At 61.6% G+C, this 20,449-nt stretch carries 14 protein-coding genes; 3 read left to right on the plus strand and 11 right to left on the minus strand.

Features of this window, described 5'->3' with window-relative positions; translation table 11 throughout:
- Nucleotides 1-44: 44 nt before the first annotated feature.
- The 3 genes from VRB54_RS17835 to rluC are packed head-to-tail and all read right to left on the minus strand — an operon-like array spanning nt 45 to nt 2,703.
- On the minus strand, nt 45-1,028 hold the full coding sequence (locus VRB54_RS17835; protein ID WP_338478219.1) for a S49 family peptidase: 984 nt from the start codon (nt 1,026-1,028) through the stop codon (nt 45-47).
- A 21-nt stretch (nt 1,029-1,049) separates the two neighbouring features.
- Nucleotides 1,050-1,712, minus strand: a complete 663-nt coding sequence (locus tag VRB54_RS17840) for an HAD-IA family hydrolase (protein ID WP_338478220.1) — start codon at nt 1,710-1,712, stop codon at nt 1,050-1,052.
- Nucleotides 1,699-2,703 (minus strand): 23S rRNA pseudouridine(955/2504/2580) synthase RluC, encoded by a 1,005-nt coding sequence (gene rluC, locus VRB54_RS17845; protein WP_338478221.1) that lies wholly within the window; start codon nt 2,701-2,703, stop codon nt 1,699-1,701. The genes VRB54_RS17840 and rluC overlap by 14 nt, the downstream gene beginning before the upstream one ends.
- A 712-nt stretch (nt 2,704-3,415) precedes the next feature.
- Between rluC and rne the strand changes: the two genes are divergently transcribed.
- Nucleotides 3,416-6,553, plus strand: a complete 3,138-nt coding sequence (gene rne, locus VRB54_RS17850) for a ribonuclease E (RefSeq protein ID WP_338478222.1) — start codon at nt 3,416-3,418, stop codon at nt 6,551-6,553.
- Between the two features lie 295 nt (nt 6,554-6,848).
- On the opposite strand, the gene VRB54_RS17855 is transcribed toward rne, so the two are convergent.
- The 5 genes from VRB54_RS17855 to VRB54_RS17875 all read right to left on the minus strand — a co-directional run bounded on the left by VRB54_RS17855 (nt 6,849) and on the right by VRB54_RS17875 (nt 12,329).
- On the minus strand, nt 6,849-7,427 hold the full coding sequence (locus VRB54_RS17855; RefSeq protein ID WP_338478223.1) for a nucleotidyltransferase family protein: 579 nt from the start codon (nt 7,425-7,427) through the stop codon (nt 6,849-6,851).
- Complete coding sequence (locus tag VRB54_RS17860; protein ID WP_338478224.1) at nt 7,424-8,410, minus strand: XdhC family protein; 987 nt, start codon at nt 8,408-8,410, stop codon at nt 7,424-7,426. Before VRB54_RS17860 ends, VRB54_RS17855 begins: the two co-directional genes overlap by 4 nt.
- A gap of 145 nt (nt 8,411-8,555) precedes the next feature.
- A complete protein-coding gene (locus VRB54_RS17865) occupies nt 8,556-9,887 on the minus strand; it encodes a dicarboxylate/amino acid:cation symporter (RefSeq protein WP_338478225.1) in 1,332 nt (443 codons plus the stop codon).
- 421 nt (nt 9,888-10,308) lie between these two features.
- A complete protein-coding gene (locus VRB54_RS17870) occupies nt 10,309-11,655 on the minus strand; it encodes an ATP-binding protein (RefSeq protein WP_338478226.1) in 1,347 nt (448 codons plus the stop codon).
- Entirely contained in the window at nt 11,652-12,329 is a 678-nt protein-coding gene (locus VRB54_RS17875; protein WP_003233491.1) for a response regulator, read from the minus strand. Before VRB54_RS17875 ends, VRB54_RS17870 begins: the two co-directional genes overlap by 4 nt.
- Before the next feature lie 249 nt (nt 12,330-12,578).
- On the opposite strand from VRB54_RS17875, the gene VRB54_RS17880 reads away from it, so the two are divergent.
- Nucleotides 12,579-13,295: a 4'-phosphopantetheinyl transferase family protein gene (locus VRB54_RS17880; RefSeq protein WP_338478227.1), complete on the plus strand. Its 717-nt coding sequence runs from the start codon at nt 12,579-12,581 to the stop codon at nt 13,293-13,295.
- Between the two features lie 81 nt (nt 13,296-13,376).
- Here VRB54_RS17880 and VRB54_RS17885 read toward each other — a convergent pair whose 3' ends face one another.
- Complete coding sequence (locus VRB54_RS17885; RefSeq protein WP_338478228.1) at nt 13,377-14,987, minus strand: ATP-binding protein; 1,611 nt, start codon at nt 14,985-14,987, stop codon at nt 13,377-13,379.
- On the minus strand, nt 14,984-15,709 hold the full coding sequence (locus VRB54_RS17890) for a response regulator (RefSeq protein ID WP_338478229.1): 726 nt from the start codon (nt 15,707-15,709) through the stop codon (nt 14,984-14,986). Before VRB54_RS17890 ends, VRB54_RS17885 begins: the two co-directional genes overlap by 4 nt.
- A gap of 602 nt (nt 15,710-16,311) precedes the next feature.
- On the opposite strand from VRB54_RS17890, the gene VRB54_RS17895 reads away from it, so the two are divergent.
- Nucleotides 16,312-19,206 (plus strand): ribonucleoside-diphosphate reductase subunit alpha, encoded by a 2,895-nt coding sequence (locus tag VRB54_RS17895; protein ID WP_338478230.1) that lies wholly within the window; start codon nt 16,312-16,314, stop codon nt 19,204-19,206.
- Between the two features lie 49 nt (nt 19,207-19,255).
- Here the strand turns inward: VRB54_RS17895 and VRB54_RS17900 are convergent, their stop codons facing one another.
- Entirely contained in the window at nt 19,256-20,344 is a 1,089-nt protein-coding gene (locus tag VRB54_RS17900) for a hypothetical protein (protein WP_338478231.1), read from the minus strand.
- Nucleotides 20,345-20,449: the final 105 nt, after the last annotated feature.

Genomic DNA, 20,449 nt, shown 5'->3' on the forward strand with positions numbered 1-20,449 from the left:
GGGCTTGCTCCCCCCCACACTTGAATCACATACATGTTGAGAGATCAGCGCAGCGCCGGCCCCTGGAAGCCCATGTACAAAGCCAGCTTCTCGGCCACGCTGGCTCCGAGCTTCTTGGAGAAGCGGTCAAACGGCGATTCCTCAACCGTAAAGTCCACCAGCTCTTTCTCGCCTACCACATCCCGCGCCACCGAACTGGCACTGCCCAGGCCGTCAATCAAGCCCAACGGCAAGGCTTGCTCGCCCGACCACACCAGCCCGGAAAACAGCTCTGGATGGTCCTTGTCCTTCAGCCGATCACCACGACCCTGCTTCACACTGGCGATGAACTGGCGATGAGTGGTGTCGAGCACGCCCTGCCAGAACTGGGTTTCATCGGCCTTCTGCGGCTGGAACGGGTCCAGGAACGCCTTGTGCTCACCCGAGGTGTAGGTGCGCCGCTCCACACCGAGCTTTTCCATGGTGCCGACAAAACCGTAACCGGCCGCTGTCACACCAATGGAGCCCACCAGGCTGGCCTTGTCGGCATAGATCTGGTCGGCGGCGCTGGCAATATAGTAGGCACCCGAGGCACCCAGATCGGAAATCACCGCGTACAGCTTGATATCCGGGTGCAGGGCACGCAGGCGGCGAATCTCGTCGTAGACATAGCCCGACTGCACCGGACTGCCGCCCGGGCTGTTAATGCGCAGGATCACACCCTTGACCTTGGTGTCTTCAAACGCCGCACGCAGGCTGCCGACAATATTGTCGGCACTGGCGGGCTCCTTGTCGGCAATCACCCCGCGCACTTCGATCAAGGCGGTGTAGTGGGCGCCACGGGTGGCGCTTTTTTCCATGTCCATCAGCGGGCTGAACAGCGCCAGCATCAGCAACAGGTAAGTGAAGGTCAGCAGCTTGAAGAAAATCCCCCAACGACGTGCACGCCGTTGCTCCTGGACACTGGCCAGAAGCGTCTTCTCCAGCAGCTTCCAGCTTTTGTCATCACCGCTTTCGGCCTTTTCAGGCGCTTTCCACTCGTCACTCATACGCTTAACCCCGGCAAAAACTTATTGGGCCCGACCAAGCCAGGCCTGCAATTGCGAAAAATGATCGATGGTCAACCTGGGCTCATATTGCTGCAAGGCCTGTGCGGATTGGGCGCCGTAGCTGACCGCCACACTGTCCATGCCGGCATTGCGCGCCATGATCAGGTCAAAGGAGGCATCGCCTACCATCAAGGCCTGACGCGGTGACACGCCACAATGAGCGATGATCTGCTCCAGCATCAGCGGATGGGGCTTGCTGGCGGTCTCGTCGGCGGCGCGGGTGATGTCGAAGTAATCTTCCCAGCCATGAGCCTTGAGTACGCGGTCGAGGCCGCGACGGGCCTTGCCGGTGGCAACCGCCAAGTGATAACCCTCGGCGCGAAACGCGTCCAGCGACTGCACCACGCCCTCGAACAGCGGCGATGGCGTGGCTTCCAGCGCGATGTAGTGATCGGCGTAATGATTGCGGAACGTGATCAACTCGGCGTCGCTGATCTCGGGGTACAAGGCGCGGATCGCTTCAGGCAGGCCCAGACCGATGATGCCCTTGATGGCAAAATCCGAACACAACTCAAAACCCGAGCGGGTCGACGCCATGTGCATCGACTCGACGATCCGGCCAATGGAGTTGGCCAGCGTACCGTCCCAATCAAAAATCAGCAGTTTGTAGTCAAGGTGCGACACTCAGGCGCTCCACGGTCTTGGCCCACATCTCATCGACGGGCGCCTGCAGCTTCAGCTCGCCGCCATCGGGCAGCGGCACCGTGAGCATGTAGGCGTGCAGGAACAGGCGCTTGCCACCCAGATCGCGAATCTCCTTGGAGAACCCCTCATCGCCATACTTGGTGTCGCCGGCAATGCAGTGGCCCGCATGCAGGGTGTGCACGCGAATCTGGTGAGTACGCCCGGTGACCGGCTTGGCTTCGACCATGGTGGCAAAATCGCCGAAACGACGCAGCACCTTGAACAGGGTCAGGGCCTCTTTGCCCTCCTCATCCACTTCGACCATGCGCTCGCCGGAGCGCAGATTGCTCTTCTGCAAAGGGGCACGCACGCTCTTGATCGAGCTGGCCCAATTGCCGCGCACCAGCGCCATGTAGCGTTTATCCACGCCGTCGCCACGCAGGGCGGTGTGCAGGTGGCGCAGCATGCTGCGCTTTTTGGCGATCATCAGCAGACCGGAGGTGTCCCGGTCCAGGCGATGCACCAGCTCCAGCTCCTTGGCGTCCGGGCGCAACTGACGAAAGGCCTCGATCACGCCGTAATTCAGGCCGCTGCCGCCGTGCACCGCAATGCCGCAGGGTTTGTTGATCACGATCAGTTTGTTATCTTCGAACACAATGGAGGCTTCGAGGCGCTGCAACAGGCCTTGTGCCAACGGCACCGGCTCGTCACGTTCAGGCACACGTACCGGCGGCACCCGTACGATATCGCCAGCCTGCAGCTTGTATTCGGGCTTGATACGGCCCTTGTTCACGCGCACTTCGCCTTTACGCAAAATGCGGTAGATCAAGGTCTTGGGCACGCCCTTGAGCCTGGCCAGGAGAAAATTGTCGATGCGTTGGCCGGCATATTCCGGCGAGACCTCAAGCAGCTGGACGCTGGGGGTCGGGGGGCGGTAGTCGTCATGGCGGCGATGATAACAATTTTTTATGGAATTGAAGCACTTAATCATTGCTGCTATAGTCGCGAACGCCGCCAAAAGCGGCCTGGACAGAGGACTTGCGGCAAACTGCCGGCCCTGACCATCGCAATTCATCAGGACGCGAGGCCGTCCTACGGGGCGTTTGCCACCCTGGAAGGCTCAGGATTGTAACAAGCGCAGGTGACATGAGGCCTGAAGCGAGCGCGATGCGCAGAGTGAATACTCGCGTTTTGCGCCGATATTTACGGCCAGTTCACAAAGTGCAGTCAGTCTTGTGCCGGACCACGGCGAATGCTTCGGAAACAACGCCTGTTAAGAGCTGGATGTGAGCGCAGTCGCCCACATTGAGTCTTGTTTAGCCATGAGCGTGGACTCCCCATTGGAGCCCACGGTAAATGCCAACCCGCTGCGGATTCTGCGCGCGGCAGCACCCGAATTATCAGGGATACGTGTAGGGTGGAGATGCACAACCGTCGGACCGTGTAGCACTAGGCTTATATTTAGACGCTTCATCTCGTCCACAGTCGCCGGTTGATTCCTCCTCCTGACCTTAGCTTTTGTTGAAGTGGTGCCTTTGTCACCACCGCTAACAAGCAGGACGCGTCCGTCGCGATGCCCGCCCAATTGGCAGGTATTGCTGGACACTGGAGTGGCCAACCACTCTTGACGCACCTGACACCGACCGTGAGAAGTCGTGTGTGCCGAACGCCGTTTCCGGCAGCCCGGAAACCGACGGTACAACATGAAAAGAATGCTGATTAACGCAACTCAACCCGAAGAGTTGCGTGTTGCACTGGTAGATGGCCAGCGCCTCTACGACCTGGACATCGAATCCGGTGCGCGCGAGCAAAAGAAGGCCAACATTTATAAAGGCCGTATTACTCGCATCGAACCCAGCCTTGAGGCTGCCTTTGTCGATTTCGGCTCCGAGCGCCACGGCTTCCTGCCCCTTAAAGAAATCTCCCGCGAATACTTCAAGAAAGCCCCCGAAGGCCGCGTGAACATCAAGGACGTCCTGAGCGAAGGCCAGGAAGTCATCGTTCAGGTCGAGAAAGAAGAACGTGGCAACAAGGGCGCCGCCCTGACCACCTTTATCTCCCTGGCCGGCCGTTACCTCGTGCTGATGCCGAACAACCCGCGTGCTGGCGGCATCTCCCGTCGCATCGAAGGCGAAGAGCGCAACGAACTGCGTGAAGCGCTGAACGGCCTCATCGCTCCGGCCGACATGGGCCTGATCGTGCGCACTGCCGGCCTGGGCCGCAGCAGCGAAGAAATGCAGTGGGACCTCGACTACCTGCTGCAACTGTGGACCGCCATCAAAGAAGCCTCGCTGGATCGCTCCGCGCCGTTCCTGATCTACCAGGAAAGCAACGTGATCATCCGCGCCATCCGCGATTACCTGCGCCAGGACATCGGCGAAGTGCTGATCGACAGTGTTGAAGCCCAGGACGAAGCCCTGACCTTCATCCGCCAGGTAATGCCGCAGTACGCCAGCAAGATCAAGCTGTACGAAGACAGCGTTCCGCTGTTCAACCGTTTCCAGATCGAAAGCCAGATCGAGACCGCCTTCCAGCGCGTGGTCGAACTGCCTTCCGGCGGCTCCATTGTGATCGACCCAACCGAAGCCCTGGTGTCCATCGACATCAACTCGGCGCGTGCGACCAAAGGCAGCGACATCGAAGAAACCGCCCTGCAGACCAACCTGGAAGCGGCTGAAGAAATCGCCCGCCAGCTGCGCCTGCGTGACATCGGCGGCCTGATCGTGATCGACTTCATCGACATGACCCCGGCCAAGAACCAGCGCGCCGTGGAAGAAAAAGTCCGCGAATGCCTGGAAGCTGACCGCGCCCGCGTACAAGTGGGCCGCATCTCGCGCTTCGGCCTGCTGGAAATGTCCCGTCAGCGCCTGCGTCCATCCCTGGGCGAAAGCAGCGGCATCGTCTGCCCGCGCTGCAACGGCACCGGCATCATCCGTGACGTTGAATCGCTGTCCCTGGCGATCCTGCGCCTGATCGAAGAAGAAGCCCTGAAAGACCGCACCGCCGAAGTCCGCGCACAAGTGCCGATCCCGGTGGCCGCGTTCCTGCTCAACGAAAAACGCAACTCGATCACCAAGATCGAACTGCGTACCCGTGCCCGCATCGTCATCCTGCCGAACGATCACCTCGAGACGCCGCACTTCGAAGTGCAGCGCCTGCGTGATGACAGCCCGGAAGCTCACACCAACCAGTCCAGCTACGAAATCGCGGCGGCCGCTGCCGAAGTGGAAGAAGTCCAGCCAGCCGCTGCGACCCGCACCCTGGTTCGCCAGGAAGCAGCCGTCAAGACTGCGCCGGCACGTGCCAATGCGCCGGTTCCGGTTGAAGCCGCCGCACCGGTTGCCGCACCGGCCGCCCTGCCTGAGCCAAGCCTGTTCAAGGGTCTGGTGAAGTCGCTGGTCAGCCTGTTCGCCACCAAGGAAGAACCGGCAGCGCCGGTTGTGGCTGAAAAGCCTGCTGCCGAGCGCCCTGCGCGCAATGAAGAACGCCGTAACGGCCGCCAGCAGAGCCGTAACCGCAATGGTCGTCGCGACGAAGAGCGCAAGCCTCGCGAAGAACGTGCACCGCGTGAAGAGCGTGCCCCCCGCGAAGCCCGCGAGGACACCCCGACCGTAGCCCGTGAAGAGCGCGCACCACGCGAAGAGCGCGCCCCTCGTACCGCACGTGCACCGCGCGAAGATCGCAAGCCGCGCGGCGAGCGTGAAGAGCGTGTGCGTGAACTGCGTGAGCCACTGGACGCTTCGCCAGCCGTTGCCGCCGTCGCTGCCGCCAGCACCGAAGAGCGCCCGGCTCGCCAGCCGCGTGAAGAACGAGCCCCACGTGAAGAGCGCCAACCGCGCCAGCCGCGTGAAGAGCGTCAGCCACGTGCCGAGCAAGCTGAAGCCAGCAGCGAAGAAGAAGTGCTGACCGGCGAAGAGCAACTGCAGGAAGATGGCCAGGACAACGCCGAGGGCGATCGTCCACGCCGCCGCTCCCGTGGCCAGCGTCGTCGCAGCAACCGTCGTGAGCGTCAGCGTGATGCCAACGGCAATGTGATCGAAGGCTCGGAAGATACCGGCGAAAACGCTGAAGGCTCCAATAACGAAGCGACAGGCACCGAAGTAACAGGTAACGAACTGGCCGCCGGCCTGGCCGTTACCGCTGCCGTTGCCAGCTCGGTCATCAGTGCCCCGGCTGAAGCCCAGGCTCACGAGCAGGCTGAACGCGCCACCGCTGCTGTCGAAGAAACCCCTGCTGCAGAGGCGCCTGTCGCCGAAATCGCAGTGGTTGAAGCGCCAGTAGTCGAAGCGACCACCCCGATCGAAACCCCAGTGGTTCCGGAAGTGGAAGTTGCACTGGAGCGTGACGCCCAGCCGCAAACCGAAGTGGTTGCCGTAGAGCCTGCGCCAGTGGCCGAACCTCAGCCCGTGGTTGAAGCGGCTGTTGAGGCGCCGGCTGTCGAAGCACCGGTTGTCGAAGAAGCCGCCCCGGCAGTGCGTGAAGTTCGTGAAGAACAGACCGCCTTCCAGTGGACTGCCGAACCGGCCGCTGCGGTTGAGGCACCTGCCCCTGTAGTGGAAGAAGCGCCAGCCCCGGCTGCCGAGGTCGCCGTTGTCGAGCCTGCCCCGGTGGTTGAGCCGACCCCGGTCGTCGAGCCCGCGCCAGTAGTTGAAGCGCCGGTGGAAGCTGAAGTGGCGGCCCCTGTGGTTGAAGCCGCACCTGCCAGCGCCCTGACTGAAAACGGCCGTGCGCCGAACGACCCACGTGAAGTGCGTCGCCGCCGCAAGGAAGCCGAGGCCGCCGCCGCTGCCCAGACGTCAAAGGCCCAGGAAGAAGAGCACGAGCCTAAACCTCTCGTCTGATTCCATCAGCCACTAAAAAGCCCCGCCTGAGTGATCAGGCGGGGCTTTTTTTGTCTGTCCAAAAACCTTAACCAGCAGACGCTTATCAAATACAAAATAACGTGTTGATTTTGAAAGGTCGAAATCTCAGGCAGACACATCCCTGTGGCGAGCGGGCTTGCCCCGCGTTGGGCTGCGCAGCAGCCCCAAGACCCTGGTGCAGTGTCAGGCACACCACCTTTTCCTTGATTGGGGGCGCTTCGCACCCCAACGCGGGGCAAGCCCGCTCGCCACAGAGGCTCGGGCCTCCCGCATTTTAGTCTGCGTTGAAACTCAGCCCTTGCGGCACATCCACATCCCAGAGTACGCCGGCATCATTCACTGGCACTTGCTTCACGGCAGCCTGAGCAAACAGAGGCTTTGCGCCGCGATCCCCCGTCAGCGCCATTAACGAAGGGCCAAATGCCCGACCGAAAGCAACCGGATGCCCACACTGCCCGGCATGCACTGGCACATTGATGCTTTCCAAATCATCGATCACACGCTCGATAGTCGCGGGCTGGATAAACGGCATATCCCCCAGTACCACCAACCAACCGTCAGCAGACGCACTGGCCGCAACCGCCGCCGCGATGCTGTCGCCCATCCCCACCGATTGCAGCAGCAGGACCTCGCAGCCATATGCCTTGGCCAACCGAATGACGTCCCTACGTTCCGGCGACGTCACCAACAGCCGCGAGACGACCTGCTCAGGCAAACTCAGTAAAACATGCTCGATTACCGGCCGCGTTACACCGTCCCGGCCCATGCATTGAGCCAGCAACTTATCCTGTCCCGTTTCGGCGCGAAAGCGACTGCCCTGCCCCGCTGCCAGCACAATCGCGGTCAGTGTCACTCGGCCACCGCCGCCAGCGGCTTTTTCTGCATCGGCGCCACGCCATTCTTGATCGCGACAATTTCCGCCATCAGCGACAGCGCAATTTCCGCCGGGGTGTGGCTGCCGATGTGCAAACCGATCGGCCCATGCAAACGTGCAATGGCCTCATTCGACAGGCCCAGTTCTGCGAGATTTTCCCGGCGCTTTTGGCTGTTGACCCGCGAGCCCAGCGCGCCGATATAGAAGGCGCTGGAATTCAACGCGGTCAGCAAGGCCATGTCGTCCAACCGAGGGTCATGGGTCAGGCAGACGATGGCCGTGCGTTCGTCGGTCTGGATATTCAGCACCGCTTCGTCCGGCATGCCCGGCACAAAGCGACCGTGCTGTTCTTCCCAGCCGTAGACAAACTCCTCGCGCGGGTCGCAGATCAGCACTTCGAAATCCAGCAGCCGCGCCATTTCCGCCACGTACCGCGACAGTTGCCCGGCGCCGATCAGCAACAACCGCCAGCGCGGACCATAGATGGCCCGCAGACGCTGGTCGTCAACGCTCACCACATCGGTCTTGCTGGCATCGCTGAGGGTCACCTCTCCCGTGGCCAGGTTCAGCTCGCGGGCAACGATCTGGTGATCCTCACAGCGTGCCAGCAGCTGCGCGACCCACTCCCACTCCACCACCCGCTCCTCGGTCAGGCGCAGGGTGCCGCCACACGGCAGGCCAAAGCGCGCCGCCTCGTCGCGGGTAACGCCATAGGTCACCATCTGCACCGGCGGGCCGTCAGCGGCCATCCGGCCATCCTGCAGGCGCGCGATCAGGTCATCCTCGATGCAGCCGCCGGAAACCGAGCCAATCACCACGCCATCGCCGCGCAGGGCCAGCATTGCCCCAGGCGGACGCGGCGCACTGCCCCAGGTCTGCACCACGCTGTACAGCACCACGCGATGCCCGGCCTGGCGCCACGCCAATACGCTACGCAGGACGTTCAGATCCACACTGTCCATCTACCCTCCTGTGAGCGTTTGTTGATGAGGTATCGATTGACTCTAAAGCAAAAAATTCCAAAAGGCCGCGCGTACAAACGCAAACGCCCCGAACAAGTCGGGGCGTTTGCGGGTTGCCTTGGCGTCAGTTCACGCCATCAGCGGTTTACTTGACCACCGGAGTCGGGCCTTCGGCCACGCCCAGGTCGTCGATTTCGCGGGTTTCCGAGATACCGGTGCCGCCGGAAGCCAACTCGCTTTGCAGCTTGTCGGTGTCCAGCTCCTTGACCCACTTTGCCACGACGATGGTGGCAACGGCGTTACCCACCAGGTTGGTCAAAGCGCGGGCTTCGGACATGAAGCGGTCGATACCCAGGATCAGCGCCAGGCCGGCAACCGGCAGGTGGCCGACAGCCGACAGGGTCGCGGCCAGCACGATAAAGCCGCTACCGGTCACGCCTGCAGCGCCTTTGGAGGACAGCAGCAGCACCAGCAGCAGGGTGATCTGGTGGGTGATGTCCATGTGGGTGTCAGTCGCCTGGGCGATGAACACGGCAGCCATGGTCAGGTAGATGGATGTACCGTCGAGGTTGAACGAGTAGCCGGTCGGGATCACCAGACCCACCACGGATTTCTTCGCGCCCAGACGCTCCATCTTGATCAGCATGCGTGGCAGGGCCGACTCGGAAGAAGACGTACCCAGCACGATCAGCAGCTCTTCACGGATGTAGCGGATCAGCTTGATCACACTGAAACCGTGGGCGCGGCAGATACCGCCCAGCACCACCAGCACGAACAGCAGGCAGGTGATGTAGAAGCAGATCATCAACTGGCCCAGTTGCACCAGCGAACCCACACCGTAGGCACCGATGGTGAACGCCATGGCGCCCAGGGCACCGAGTGGCGCGAGCTTCATGATCATGTTGATGATGTTGAACATCACGTGGGCGAAGCGATCGATGAAGTCCAGCACCGGCTTGCCGTAGGCACCCAGGCGATGCAGGGCGAAACCGAAGATCACCGAGAACATCAGCACTTGCAGGATATCGCCGTTGGCGAACGCGCCGACGATGGTGTTCGGGATCACATTGAGGATAAAGCCGACGATGCTCTGGTCTTTACCGGCGGTGACGTACGCTGCGACTTTGGAGGCATCCAGGGTCGCGACGTCGATGTGCATGCCAGCGCCCGGCTGCACGACGTTCACCACAATCAGGCCGATCAGCAGGGCGATGGTGGAAACGATTTCGAAGTACAGCAGCGCGTAGCCGCCGGTTTTGCCCACCGATTTCATGCTTTGCATGCCAGCGATGCCGCTGACAACGGTGCAGAAGATGATCGGGGCAATGACCATTTTGATCAGCTTGATAAAGCCGTCGCCCAGTGGCTTGAGGGCCACGCCGGTCTCCGGGTAGAAGTGGCCGAGCAAAATACCGATAACGATTGCGACGATCACCTGGAAATACAGGGATTTGTAGAGTGGCTGACGAGTCGTCATTGCAAAGTTCCTCAATCGTCCCGTGTGGCAAATATCCGCCATTGCCCACGACACTTGAATTGCGAACCCTCCTGCACTGGAGGGATTTGTTGTTTGCGAGGCCTGTAGGAACACGCCTGCGCTGTCATCTTGATCGCAAACGCCGTGCCACTTTACGGAAATTTCCGTAAGGCCTTTAGATGTCAGGGATAGCGATGTACAGGCATGGCCTGCCGGGTCAGACAATGTGGCGGATTTCCGCCGGAGCGACCTCTATCGTCCTACAATTTGGCGGATATCCGCCTTGGGGAGATACGTTTGGGGGATATGGCGCCTGGGCGGACGCCACCGCAGGCAAGCCAGCTCCCACAATTTGATTTGTGAATACAGTCAACTATGGGAGCTGGCTTGCCTGCGATAGGGCCAGTGTAGCCAATGAAGATCAGACCGCCGGGAAATGAATCTTGAACGCCGCGCCACCCAATGGCGAATCGCCCAAGGTCAGGCGCGCACCGTAGCTTTCAATAATGTCCTTGACCACCGCCAGGCCAATCCCCTGCCCCGGATGCTGACGGTCCAGCCGTTCGCCGCGCTGCAGAATCCGCGCGCGCTGGTCGGCGGGCACGCCGGGGCCATCATCCTCAATGCACAGCTCGGCGCCTTCGAGGTTTTCCAGCAGGCTGATGCGCACCTCCCTCACACACAGGCGGTAGGCGTTTTCCAGCAGGTTGCCGAGCAATTCGAGCAAGGCGCCCTTCTCGATCGGCACATAGCATTCATCCGGCAAGTCGAAGGACACGGTCACGCGCTTGTCGCGGTACACCTTGTCCAGCGTGTCGCACAGGCTTTGCAGCACCGGCTCAAGCCGCACCTGATGGCGCACCAGGCCGCTTTTGCGCAAGCTGGCGCGTTGCAACTGGTAGCCGATCTGCTGGCTCATACGCTCGATCTGCGATTGCAGCACCCAGGCCTGATCGCGGTCTGCGGGGCGCAGCGCCATGTCTTCGCTCACGCCTTGCAACACCGCGAGCGGGGTTTTCAGGCTGTGGGCCAGGTCGTCGAGGGAGTCGCGATAGCGTGCGCGCTGCTCGCGCTCACCGTGCAGCAGTCGGTTGAGAGAGCCGGTCAGGCGCAGCAACTCGCGCGGGTGCTGCTCGCTGAGGCTCTCGCGAGTGCCGCCCTCGATCTGGTCAAGTTCCTGGCTCAACCGTCGCAGGGCTTGCAGGCCCCAGGTCAGGCCCAGCCACAGCAGGGTCAGCAGCACCAGCAAGGCGGCGCCGAAGCCCAGGTAGAGATTTTCGCGCAGGCCTTCGAGGGTCAGCAGGTATTCGCGCACCGGTTGCAGGGCGACAATACTGAACGCGGCGCTCTTGCCGCCGAGCAGCTTGACCTCCACGTCGTACACGAAGAATTCCTGGCCGTTGGCCTCGCGAATCCGCGCAAACTCATTGCCGCGCCCGTCATAGCGCGGCTTGTAGTTGATGTTTTCTTCCTGGGTCGCCCGCGAGCGCCACACCAGATGACCTTCACGGTCGTAGATATAGCCGAGCAGCCGGCTGTCGGTGAGGTTGAAGCGCTCGTCCGGCAACTGCGCCGGCATCAGCAGGCGGTTGTTTTCAACCCGCGCCGCCGAGATCAGGGTAGTGACGTCCGACGCCAGACGCTGCTCGATGGAATCCTGCAACGCCAGACTGAACGCGCCCTGCATGGCCGGCAGCAAACCCAGCATGAACAGCACGGCGAGGGTGGCGGCCGCCAACATAAGGCGTACGCGAAGCGAGCGAATCAAAGGCAGCGCTCATTGAACAGGTAGCCCAGGCCACGCACGGTGTCGATCGGCTTGAACCCGGCCGGGCCTTCCAGCTTGCGGCGCAGACGCCCGACCAGCACTTCGATGACGTTCGGATCGCGCTCGTCGTCGTCAGGGTAGAGCTGTTCCATCAAGCGGTCCTTGGCGACCACCTGCTGATGGTGGCGCATCAGGTACTCGAGGATCCGGTATTCGTAGGCGGTCAGCGCCAGCGGCTGCTCATCGAGCGAGGCTTGCTTGCGATTGAGGTCGAGCAGCAAGGGACCGGCGACGATGGTCGACTGGGTGAACCCGCTGGAGCGGCGCAGCAAGGCGTTCATGCGCGCTTCCAGCTCTTCGAACTGGAACGGCTTGACCACATAGTCGTCTGCGCCGGAGGCCAGGCCTTCGACCTTGTCCTGCCAGTTGCCACGGGCAGTGAGGATCAGGATCGGGAACGTCTTGGCGTCGCTGCGCAGTTTACGGATCAGGTCCAGGCCGCCCATGCCGGGCAGACCCAGGTCGATGATGGCCAGGTCATGATTGAATTGCCCGGTCTGGTACAGGGCTTCTTCGGCATTGGCCACGGCTTCGACCACGTGGCCGCTGTCGGTCAGGCGGGTCAACAGGTGATGACGCAGCAGCGCCTCATCTTCCACCACCAGCAATTTCATAAGGCTCTCCAAGGCAATTCAACTGTCCGACAGAGGGATATCATAGCGGCCCTGCAGGTCTTGCTGGCGTATTTTAATCCCGTTGCACTGGCCGCTGAGGCGGTAACCCGCCTGCACAGCCCAGAACCCCGACGGCTGGTCCCATGCAGACTACGCACGCGCCCCTGAACTCCCCCTGAACAAGCTCTGAACCTGGCCTGAACCACTGCGGGGTATCCACTGGCGCGCCAACTCGGCAAAATACCGCGCATGACGCCCCTACCCGCATGCTGTACCCCACTCGACAGCCACTGGCCCCTGCCCGCGCCCCTGCCCGGCACGGTGTTCTTCAGCACCCGCTTTGATCCGGCGCGATTGGACAACGGCGATTTTCAGCGCTGCGCGGTGCCGCAGCCAGCGAGCATCCAGCGCTCGGTGGCCAAGCGCCAGGCGGAGTTCCTGGCCGGTCGCGTGTGTGCCCGCGCCGCCCTGCAACGCCTTGATCACCTGGACTGCACTCCGGCGATTGGCGACGATCGCGCACCGGTGTGGCCGGGGCATATCAGTGGCTCCATCACCCACAGCACCGGGCATGCGGCGGCGATTGTCGGCCACAAGGCGCAGTGGCGCGGGCTGGGGATGGATGTGGAGAACATGCTCACACTGGAGCGGGCGCAGCGTCTGGCCGCAGAGATTCTGACGGCCGATGAGTTGCAGCGCATGGCCCTGTTGCCGCAGGCACAGATTGCACAGGTGGTGACCCTGACGTTTTCGGTGAAAGAAAGCCTGTTCAAGGCCTTGTATCCGATTGTGCAAAAGCGCTTCTACTTTGAGCATGCCGAGGTGCTGGACTGGTCGGACACAGGTCACGTGCGGCTGCGGTTGCTGACGGACCTTTCCAGTGAGTGGTGCGATGGCAAGGAGCTGGAGGGGCAGTTTGCGGTGAGTGATGGACAATTGTTGAGCCTGGTGGCTATCAGCGGCTGATACACCGCTATCGGGAGCAAGCCCCCTACCACAGGGGAACGCATTCCAACTGTTGGAGGTGGCTTGCTCCCGATAGCGGTCTCAGGGCTTACCTTGCACCCTCGACCAGCTCAGGCTGAAACATGCCCCGCCCAGGTTATGGCTCTTGGCGATCAATGCCCTTCCGCCATGCCAGTAAATAATCCGCCGCACGATCGACAGGCCCAGGCCATGCCCACCGGAGGCACGGGTGCGGCTGTCGTCCAGACGCAGGAACGGCGTGAAGATGCGTTCCCAGGCGCTTTGCGGCACGCCAGGCCCGTCGTCCTCAACGTCGATACGGCACCGCGACGCGCCCACCTGGTAGCTGATCAACACATGCGCCTGGGCGTGGCGCATGGCATTGCTTACCAGGTTTTGCAGAGCGCGATGCAGGTAGCGCGGTTCGGCATCGACCCAGGCGACATCCCCTTGCGTTGAAGACGAGCAGTCACCTCGACTGACGGTGACTTCGCGACGCAGTGGCGATAACTCGCCGATCACCTGATCGAGCAGCGCATCGAGGTCGACCCGCTGAAAATTCAGCGCCGGTGCGCCCTGCTCCAGCCGGGCGTAGGTGAGCATTTCGTCGACCAGGCCATCAAGGTCCTGGATATCGCCGTCCATGCCGTCCAGGTATTTGCGCCGTGCTTCGGGCGTGGCCGCGTCGCCAAGCATTTCCAGGCCGAAACGCAGGCGCGCCACCGGCGTGCGCAATTCGTGGGACACCGCGCGCACCAGCTCGCGCTGAATCGCCAGCAATTGCTGCAGGTGCTCGGCCATACCATTAAAGGCAGCGGCCAGGCGGCCCACCGAATCGGCACCGCGTGCCGGCACACGCACTTGCAGATCACCCTCGGCGATCCGCGTGGCGGCAGCTTCCAGACCTTTGAGGCGCCGCTCCAGCTGGCGCACCAGGAAGTAGACGATCAAGCCGATCAGGGTCAGGCCTGCCAGCGCAATCAGAATCAGCCACTGCACCGGATACGGATTCATTTGATACAGCGGACCGATCTCCAGCACCCAGGGCGTGCCAGCCATGCCGGCAAACACGCGGATCGAGTCACCGCCCTTGCCCAGCGCCATCACCGTATCGCCCTCCGACACGCGGCGGCGCTGGTCGTCGTCCATATCCGCCTGGTCGAGGGCCAACAGGTGCATATCAAAGCCAAAACCCTTGGCTTCTTTCAGAGCGGCCAGGCGCTGCGGCTGCTCGGCCACGGGGAAACGCACCAATTCGTCGGCCAGCAGGTAAATCGTCGCACGGGCCAGTTGCTCGCTGATCTGCTGCACGTCGCCCGTCAGCACCAGTTGCTCCTGTTCGCTGACCAGGCGCAGCACCCGTGCGGCATGGGGCCCGGTCTGCTCCACCAGTACCTGGCCGCGCTGCAGGCGACTGCGCTGGCCGAGGTCCAACCGGGCGTCGGCCAGCGGGCGCAGTTGCAGGGGGATGCCCAGCAGACGTTCCCACATGGCCAAGGCCCGTTGACGCTCAATGGTGTTCATGGTTTGCAGGTTGTCGCCCATCAACGCAAATGTGCCGTGGGCCAGGCGCTCGCGGTACTGGTCGCTGCGCACTTCATTGAGCTGGTGCAGGGCCAGCACGCCGAGCAGCGCCACCAGGACCAGGGCGGCGCACATGCCGCCGTAGATGCGCAGGAAGATCGAGTTCACAGCGACGTATCCGCAGCGGCTTGGGCGACGAACAGATAGCCTTTGCTGCGGATGGTCTTGATCAGGCGCGGGTGGATCGGGTCGTCGCCGATCTTGGGGCGAATGCGTGAGATGCGCACATCGATGGAGCGGTCCTGGCCGTCATAGCCGATGCCGCGCAGGGCGATGAAGATTTCCTCGCGGGACAGAATGCGCCCCGCGTTCGCCACCAGCAGCCAGAGCAGGTCGAATTCGGCGCTGGTCAGTTCGATAGCGCCATCGTGCAGCCAGGCTTCGCGCAGCGCACTGTCGACCACCAGCGGGCCGAACTGCAGACGGCGCTGGTGAAGGGCGCTGGTCGGTTCTGCCGGTTCGCTGCGCCGCAACAGTGCCTGGATGCGCGCCAATAAAAGGCGCGGGCGCACCGGCTTGCACACATAGTCGTCGGCGCCCAGGTCCAGGCCCTGTATCTGGTCCATGTCGTCGGTGCGCGCGGTGAGCATCAGAATCACGCCGTCATAACGCGCGCGCACCTTGCGGCAGATACTCAGGCCGTCCTCGCCGGGCAGCATCAGATCGAGGATCACCAGGTCCGGCTGCTCGGCAATGATGCGCGCCGCGGCCAGCGCACCGTTACTTTCCACCGACACCCGCAGGCCGTTGCTCTGCAGGTACTCACGGGTCAGCTCGGCCAATCGCTCGTCGTCCTCGACGATCAACAGGTGCCAGGGTGCTTGCTCCACGGGTGATCCTCGTTGTTATGAAACGCCCTCCCGGCAGACACCAGCCCCTCCCACCTCTGAAGTCTGTGCAGGCCATAGCGTCTTTGTCATGTTTGGGGGGCATAAGTGAGGCCGATTGTAGCCATGGGCCAGCCCTCTGACACAAGCCAGGAAGCGCATTCGGTGATCGCATTTTTTTATGGTAGGGTTCGCGCCCTTCGAAATTGCGCAGCCTGCATTGCGAGCTGAATGTTCAACGACAAACGGTAAGATGCAGCAGTAATGCGGCCTACACCGGCACTGAACCTTTCTTACACATTTTACCCACGAGTTATCCACAGGTTACTGCGTTGCTAACCCCTCCAAAACGCATTATCTTGTAGCTCGGCGGCAAGGGAGACCCTACATGTGGGGTTTTCGCCGAATTTGCCCAACCACAGAAGCAGTCCCTGATTCAAGTTTTTTATGGCGTGTGCAGCGTAGAACCACCGATTTTTTTCAGTAGACCAAATCGCTTAAGCGGATGGCAGCTGTTCTCCATCCCGGTATGGAAAACGGTACGGGTGTTGCAGGCAAAAGCCTGGCACTCGCAATCAAATATAGAACGTGGAGACAACCCCCCCATGCAAACCGACACAACTCGCGAGAACCCGCAGGGCTCCGTGCCGCAGGCCGCTGATTCGAACCTGGATCTGTCCGCCACCGCACCTGGCCAACTGCGCGTGATCAAGCGTAATGGCACTGTCGTTCCTTACACCGATGACAAGATCACCGTCGCCATCACCAAAGCGTTTCTTGCAGTTGAAGGCGGCAATGCTGCCGCCTCGTCGCGCATCCACGACACCGTTGCCCGCCTGACCGAACAGGTCACCGCGACCTTCAAGCGTCGCATGCCGTCGGGCGGCACCATCCACATCGAAGAAATCCAGGACCAGGTTGAACTGGCCCTGATGCGAGCCGGCGAGCAGAAAGTCGCCCGCGACTACGTGATCTACCGCGATTCGCGCGCCAAGGAGCGTGCCGTGCGCGCGCCGGCCGAAGACGCCGCTGTACAGGCGCACCCGTCGATCCGCATCACCCTGGCCGACGGTTCGTTTGCACCGCTGGACCTGGGCCGCCTCAACACCATCATAACCGAGGCCTGTGAGGGTCTGGAAGAAGTCGATGGTGAGCTGATCCAGCGCGAAACCCTGAAGAACCTGTACGACGGCGTGGCCCTGACCGACGTCAACACCGCCCTGGTGATGACCGCCCGTACCCTGGTTGAACGCGAGCCGAACTACTCGTTCGTGACCGCGCGCCTGCTGATGGACACCCTGCGTGCCGAAGGTCTGGGTTTCCTGGGCGTTGCCGACAGCGCCACTCACCACGAGATGGCCGACCTGTACGCCAAGGCCCTGCCGGCCTACATCGCCAAGGGTATCGAATTCGAATTGCTGAACCCGATCCTGGCCACCTTCGACCTGGAAAAACTCGGCAAGGCGATCAACCACGAGCGCGACCAGCAGTTCACCTACCTGGGCCTGCAAACCCTGTACGACCGTTACTTCATCCACAAGGATGGCATCCGCTTCGAACTGCCACAGGTGTTCTTCATGCGCGTGGCCATGGGCCTGGCGATTGAAGAGAAGCACAAAGAAGACCGCGCCATCGAGTTCTACAACCTGTTGTCGTCCTTCGACTACATGTCGTCGACCCCGACGCTGTTCAACGCCGGCACCCTGCGTCCACAGCTGTCGAGCTGCTACCTGACCACCGTGCCGGATGACCTGTCGGGCATCTACCACGCGATCCACGACAACGCCATGCTGTCCAAATTCGCCGGCGGCCTGGGCAACGACTGGACTCCGGTGCGCGCACTGGGTTCGTACATCAAGGGCACCAACGGCAAGTCCCAGGGCGTGGTGCCGTTCCTGAAAGTCGTGAACGACACCGCCGTAGCGGTCAACCAGGGTGGCAAGCGCAAAGGCGCGGTGTGTGCCTACCTGGAAACCTGGCACATGGACATTGAAGAGTTCATCGAGCTGCGCAAGAACACCGGTGATGACCGTCGTCGTACCCACGACATGAACACCGCCAATTGGATCCCGGACCTGTTCATGAAGCGCGTCTTCGATGACGGCCAGTGGACCCTGTTCTCGCCGTCCGAAGTGCCGGACCTGCACGACCTGACCGGCAAGGCCTTCGAAGAGCGCTACGAGTACTACGAAGCCCTGTCCCAGTACCCGGGCAAGATCAAGCTGTTCAAGACCATCCAGGCCAAAGATCTGTGGCGCAAGATGCTGTCGATGCTGTTCGAAACCGGTCACCCATGGCTGACCTTCAAGGACCCGTGCAACCTGCGCAGCCCGCAGCAGCACGTGGGCGTGGTCCACAGCTCGAACCTGTGCACCGAGATCACCTTGAACACCAACAAGGACGAGATCGCCGTCTGCAACCTGGGCTCGATCAACCTGCCGAACCACATCGTCGACGGCAAGCTGGACACCGTAAAGCTTGCGCGCACCGTCAACACTGCCGTTCGCATGCTCGATAACGTGATCGACATCAACTACTACTCGGTGCCACAGGCGCAGAACTCCAACTTCAAGCATCGTCCGGTCGGTCTGGGCATCATGGGCTTCCAGGACGCTTTGTACCTGCAGCACATTCCTTACGGTTCGGATGCTGCGGTCGAGTTCGCCGACAAATCCATGGAAGCGGTCAGCTACTATGCGATCCAGGCTTCCTGCGACCTGGCCGACGAGCGCGGCGCCTACGAGACGTTCCAGGGTTCGCTGTGGTCCAAGGGCATCCTGCCGCTGGATTCGCAACAGATCCTGATCGAGCAGCGTGGCCAGAAGTACATCGACGTTGACCTGAACGAATCCCTGGACTGGGCGCCAGTACGTGCCCGTGTGCAGAAAGGTATTCGTAACTCCAACATCATGGCCATCGCACCGACCGCAACCATCGCCAACATCACTGGTGTGTCGCAGTCGATCGAACCGACCTACCAGAACCTGTATGTGAAATCGAACCTGTCGGGCGAATTCACCGTGATCAACCCGTACCTGGTGCGCGACCTGAAAGCCCGCGGCCTGTGGGACTCGGTCATGATCAACGACCTGAAGTACTACGACGGTTCGGTGCAGCAGATCGAGCGCATCCCGCAGGAGCTCAAAGAGCTCTACGCGACCGCATTCGAAGTGGACACCAAGTGGATCGTTGACGCAGCCAGCCGTCGTCAGAAGTGGATCGACCAGGCGCAGTCGCTGAACCTGTACATCGCTGGCGCATCGGGCAAGAAGCTCGACGTGACCTACCGCATGGCCTGGTACCGTGGCCTGAAAACCACCTACTACCTCCGTGCCCTGGCCGCGACCAGCACCGAGAAGTCGACCATCAACACCGGCAAGCTGAACGCGGTTTCCAGCGGTAACCACGGTGATGATTCGGTGCTGGCTGCTCCAGCCGGCCCGGCGCCAGTGCCAAAGGCTTGCGCCATTGATGAGCCGGATTGCGAAGCTTGCCAATAAGCTGAGCGCGTCACTCAAAGCCCGTCAACCGAAAGGTTGACGGGCTTTTTCATGCCTCCCACCCTATACAAAGGCGTACGCCTCCCCCCTGCTCCCGTTGTGGACGACCACCCCGGCCGCCCCATAGCTCCACCTGCCCTCCAATAACCGCCATCGAATGACCGCCGTAGTTCACAACGCCCAACACCCCGCTGGCGAGTTCATTACTTGACGACTGCCGGTAAAGCCCCTTGAGCCCCAGGCGATCCAGACCTTCACTGGCATGCTCACCGTCGTTGAGGCTCACCAGGGCATCCAGGTAACTTCTACGAGCATTGTGGTCGTTGCCCTCGCCAAAGCCGTTATTGCCTTCCATCTGCGCCCGCTTGGCACTCGCGGCATACAGGACGTTGGCGTCGGTCATCATCGCCGGGTCATCGCCCAGGAAACGGGCCTGCTGGGCGACCTGCTGCAATTCGCCCTTGCTCAAATGGAGCTGGAAACCATCTCGCATCTGCACATCCCAACCATCGCCCGCCGATTTCACATCACGGAAAATATCAGTGGGCTTCTGACCGAACTTCATCATCGCGCTTTTTATGGCTGAAACCGTCACGCAGTTCCCATCCGGTCCTTGCCTGAACCCGAACCAGATATTGCCAGGTTCTCTGCCCATCCCCGGCTTTTTACCCGGATTGCTCTTGTCGGGCGTGTAATGGGTGAAACGCGCCCCTTGGGTGAAGGGCTTGTTGCTCATGGACTCTACGGAACCGAAATTTTCCGGCCTGACGCGCGGGCCTGAGCCGCCTCCTCCCGGTAACGGCAGTGAAGGTAGGGGCACATCGTCCTCAGGAAACCATCCGCTCAGTAACTGCTTGAGAAATTGAAGAAACTTGCGATCCGCATCCTCAATCAATTTTTTGAGGATGTTCTTGAACGGCTCATCGCCCATCTTCTCGCGCAACACGTTGAGCTTGTCACGCGTATCCCTGGCCGTCTGGCTTTTGCCGTCCTGCTGCGCATCGAAAAGTTCGTTCAGCAACTGCTTGACCGCCGCCACCTCGGCCACCGGTACCACCATCGGCGTCTCGCCACGAGCCACCCCAGGGCTAACGCCGGCACGCGCGCCCGCAAACCCTGATACGCCTGAATTCCACATAACCCGCCCCTTTGTTTGGTGAGCCTCGTGGGCCCTGGCCCATCAGTGGCAAAGCGGGCATGGCGCGTTCCTCCCGCCGGCATTTCAAGGCATACCCTGATAGGC

This window comes from Pseudomonas trivialis (assembly GCF_036864995.1).
GTDB lineage: Bacteria > Pseudomonadota > Gammaproteobacteria > Pseudomonadales > Pseudomonadaceae > Aquipseudomonas > Aquipseudomonas trivialis.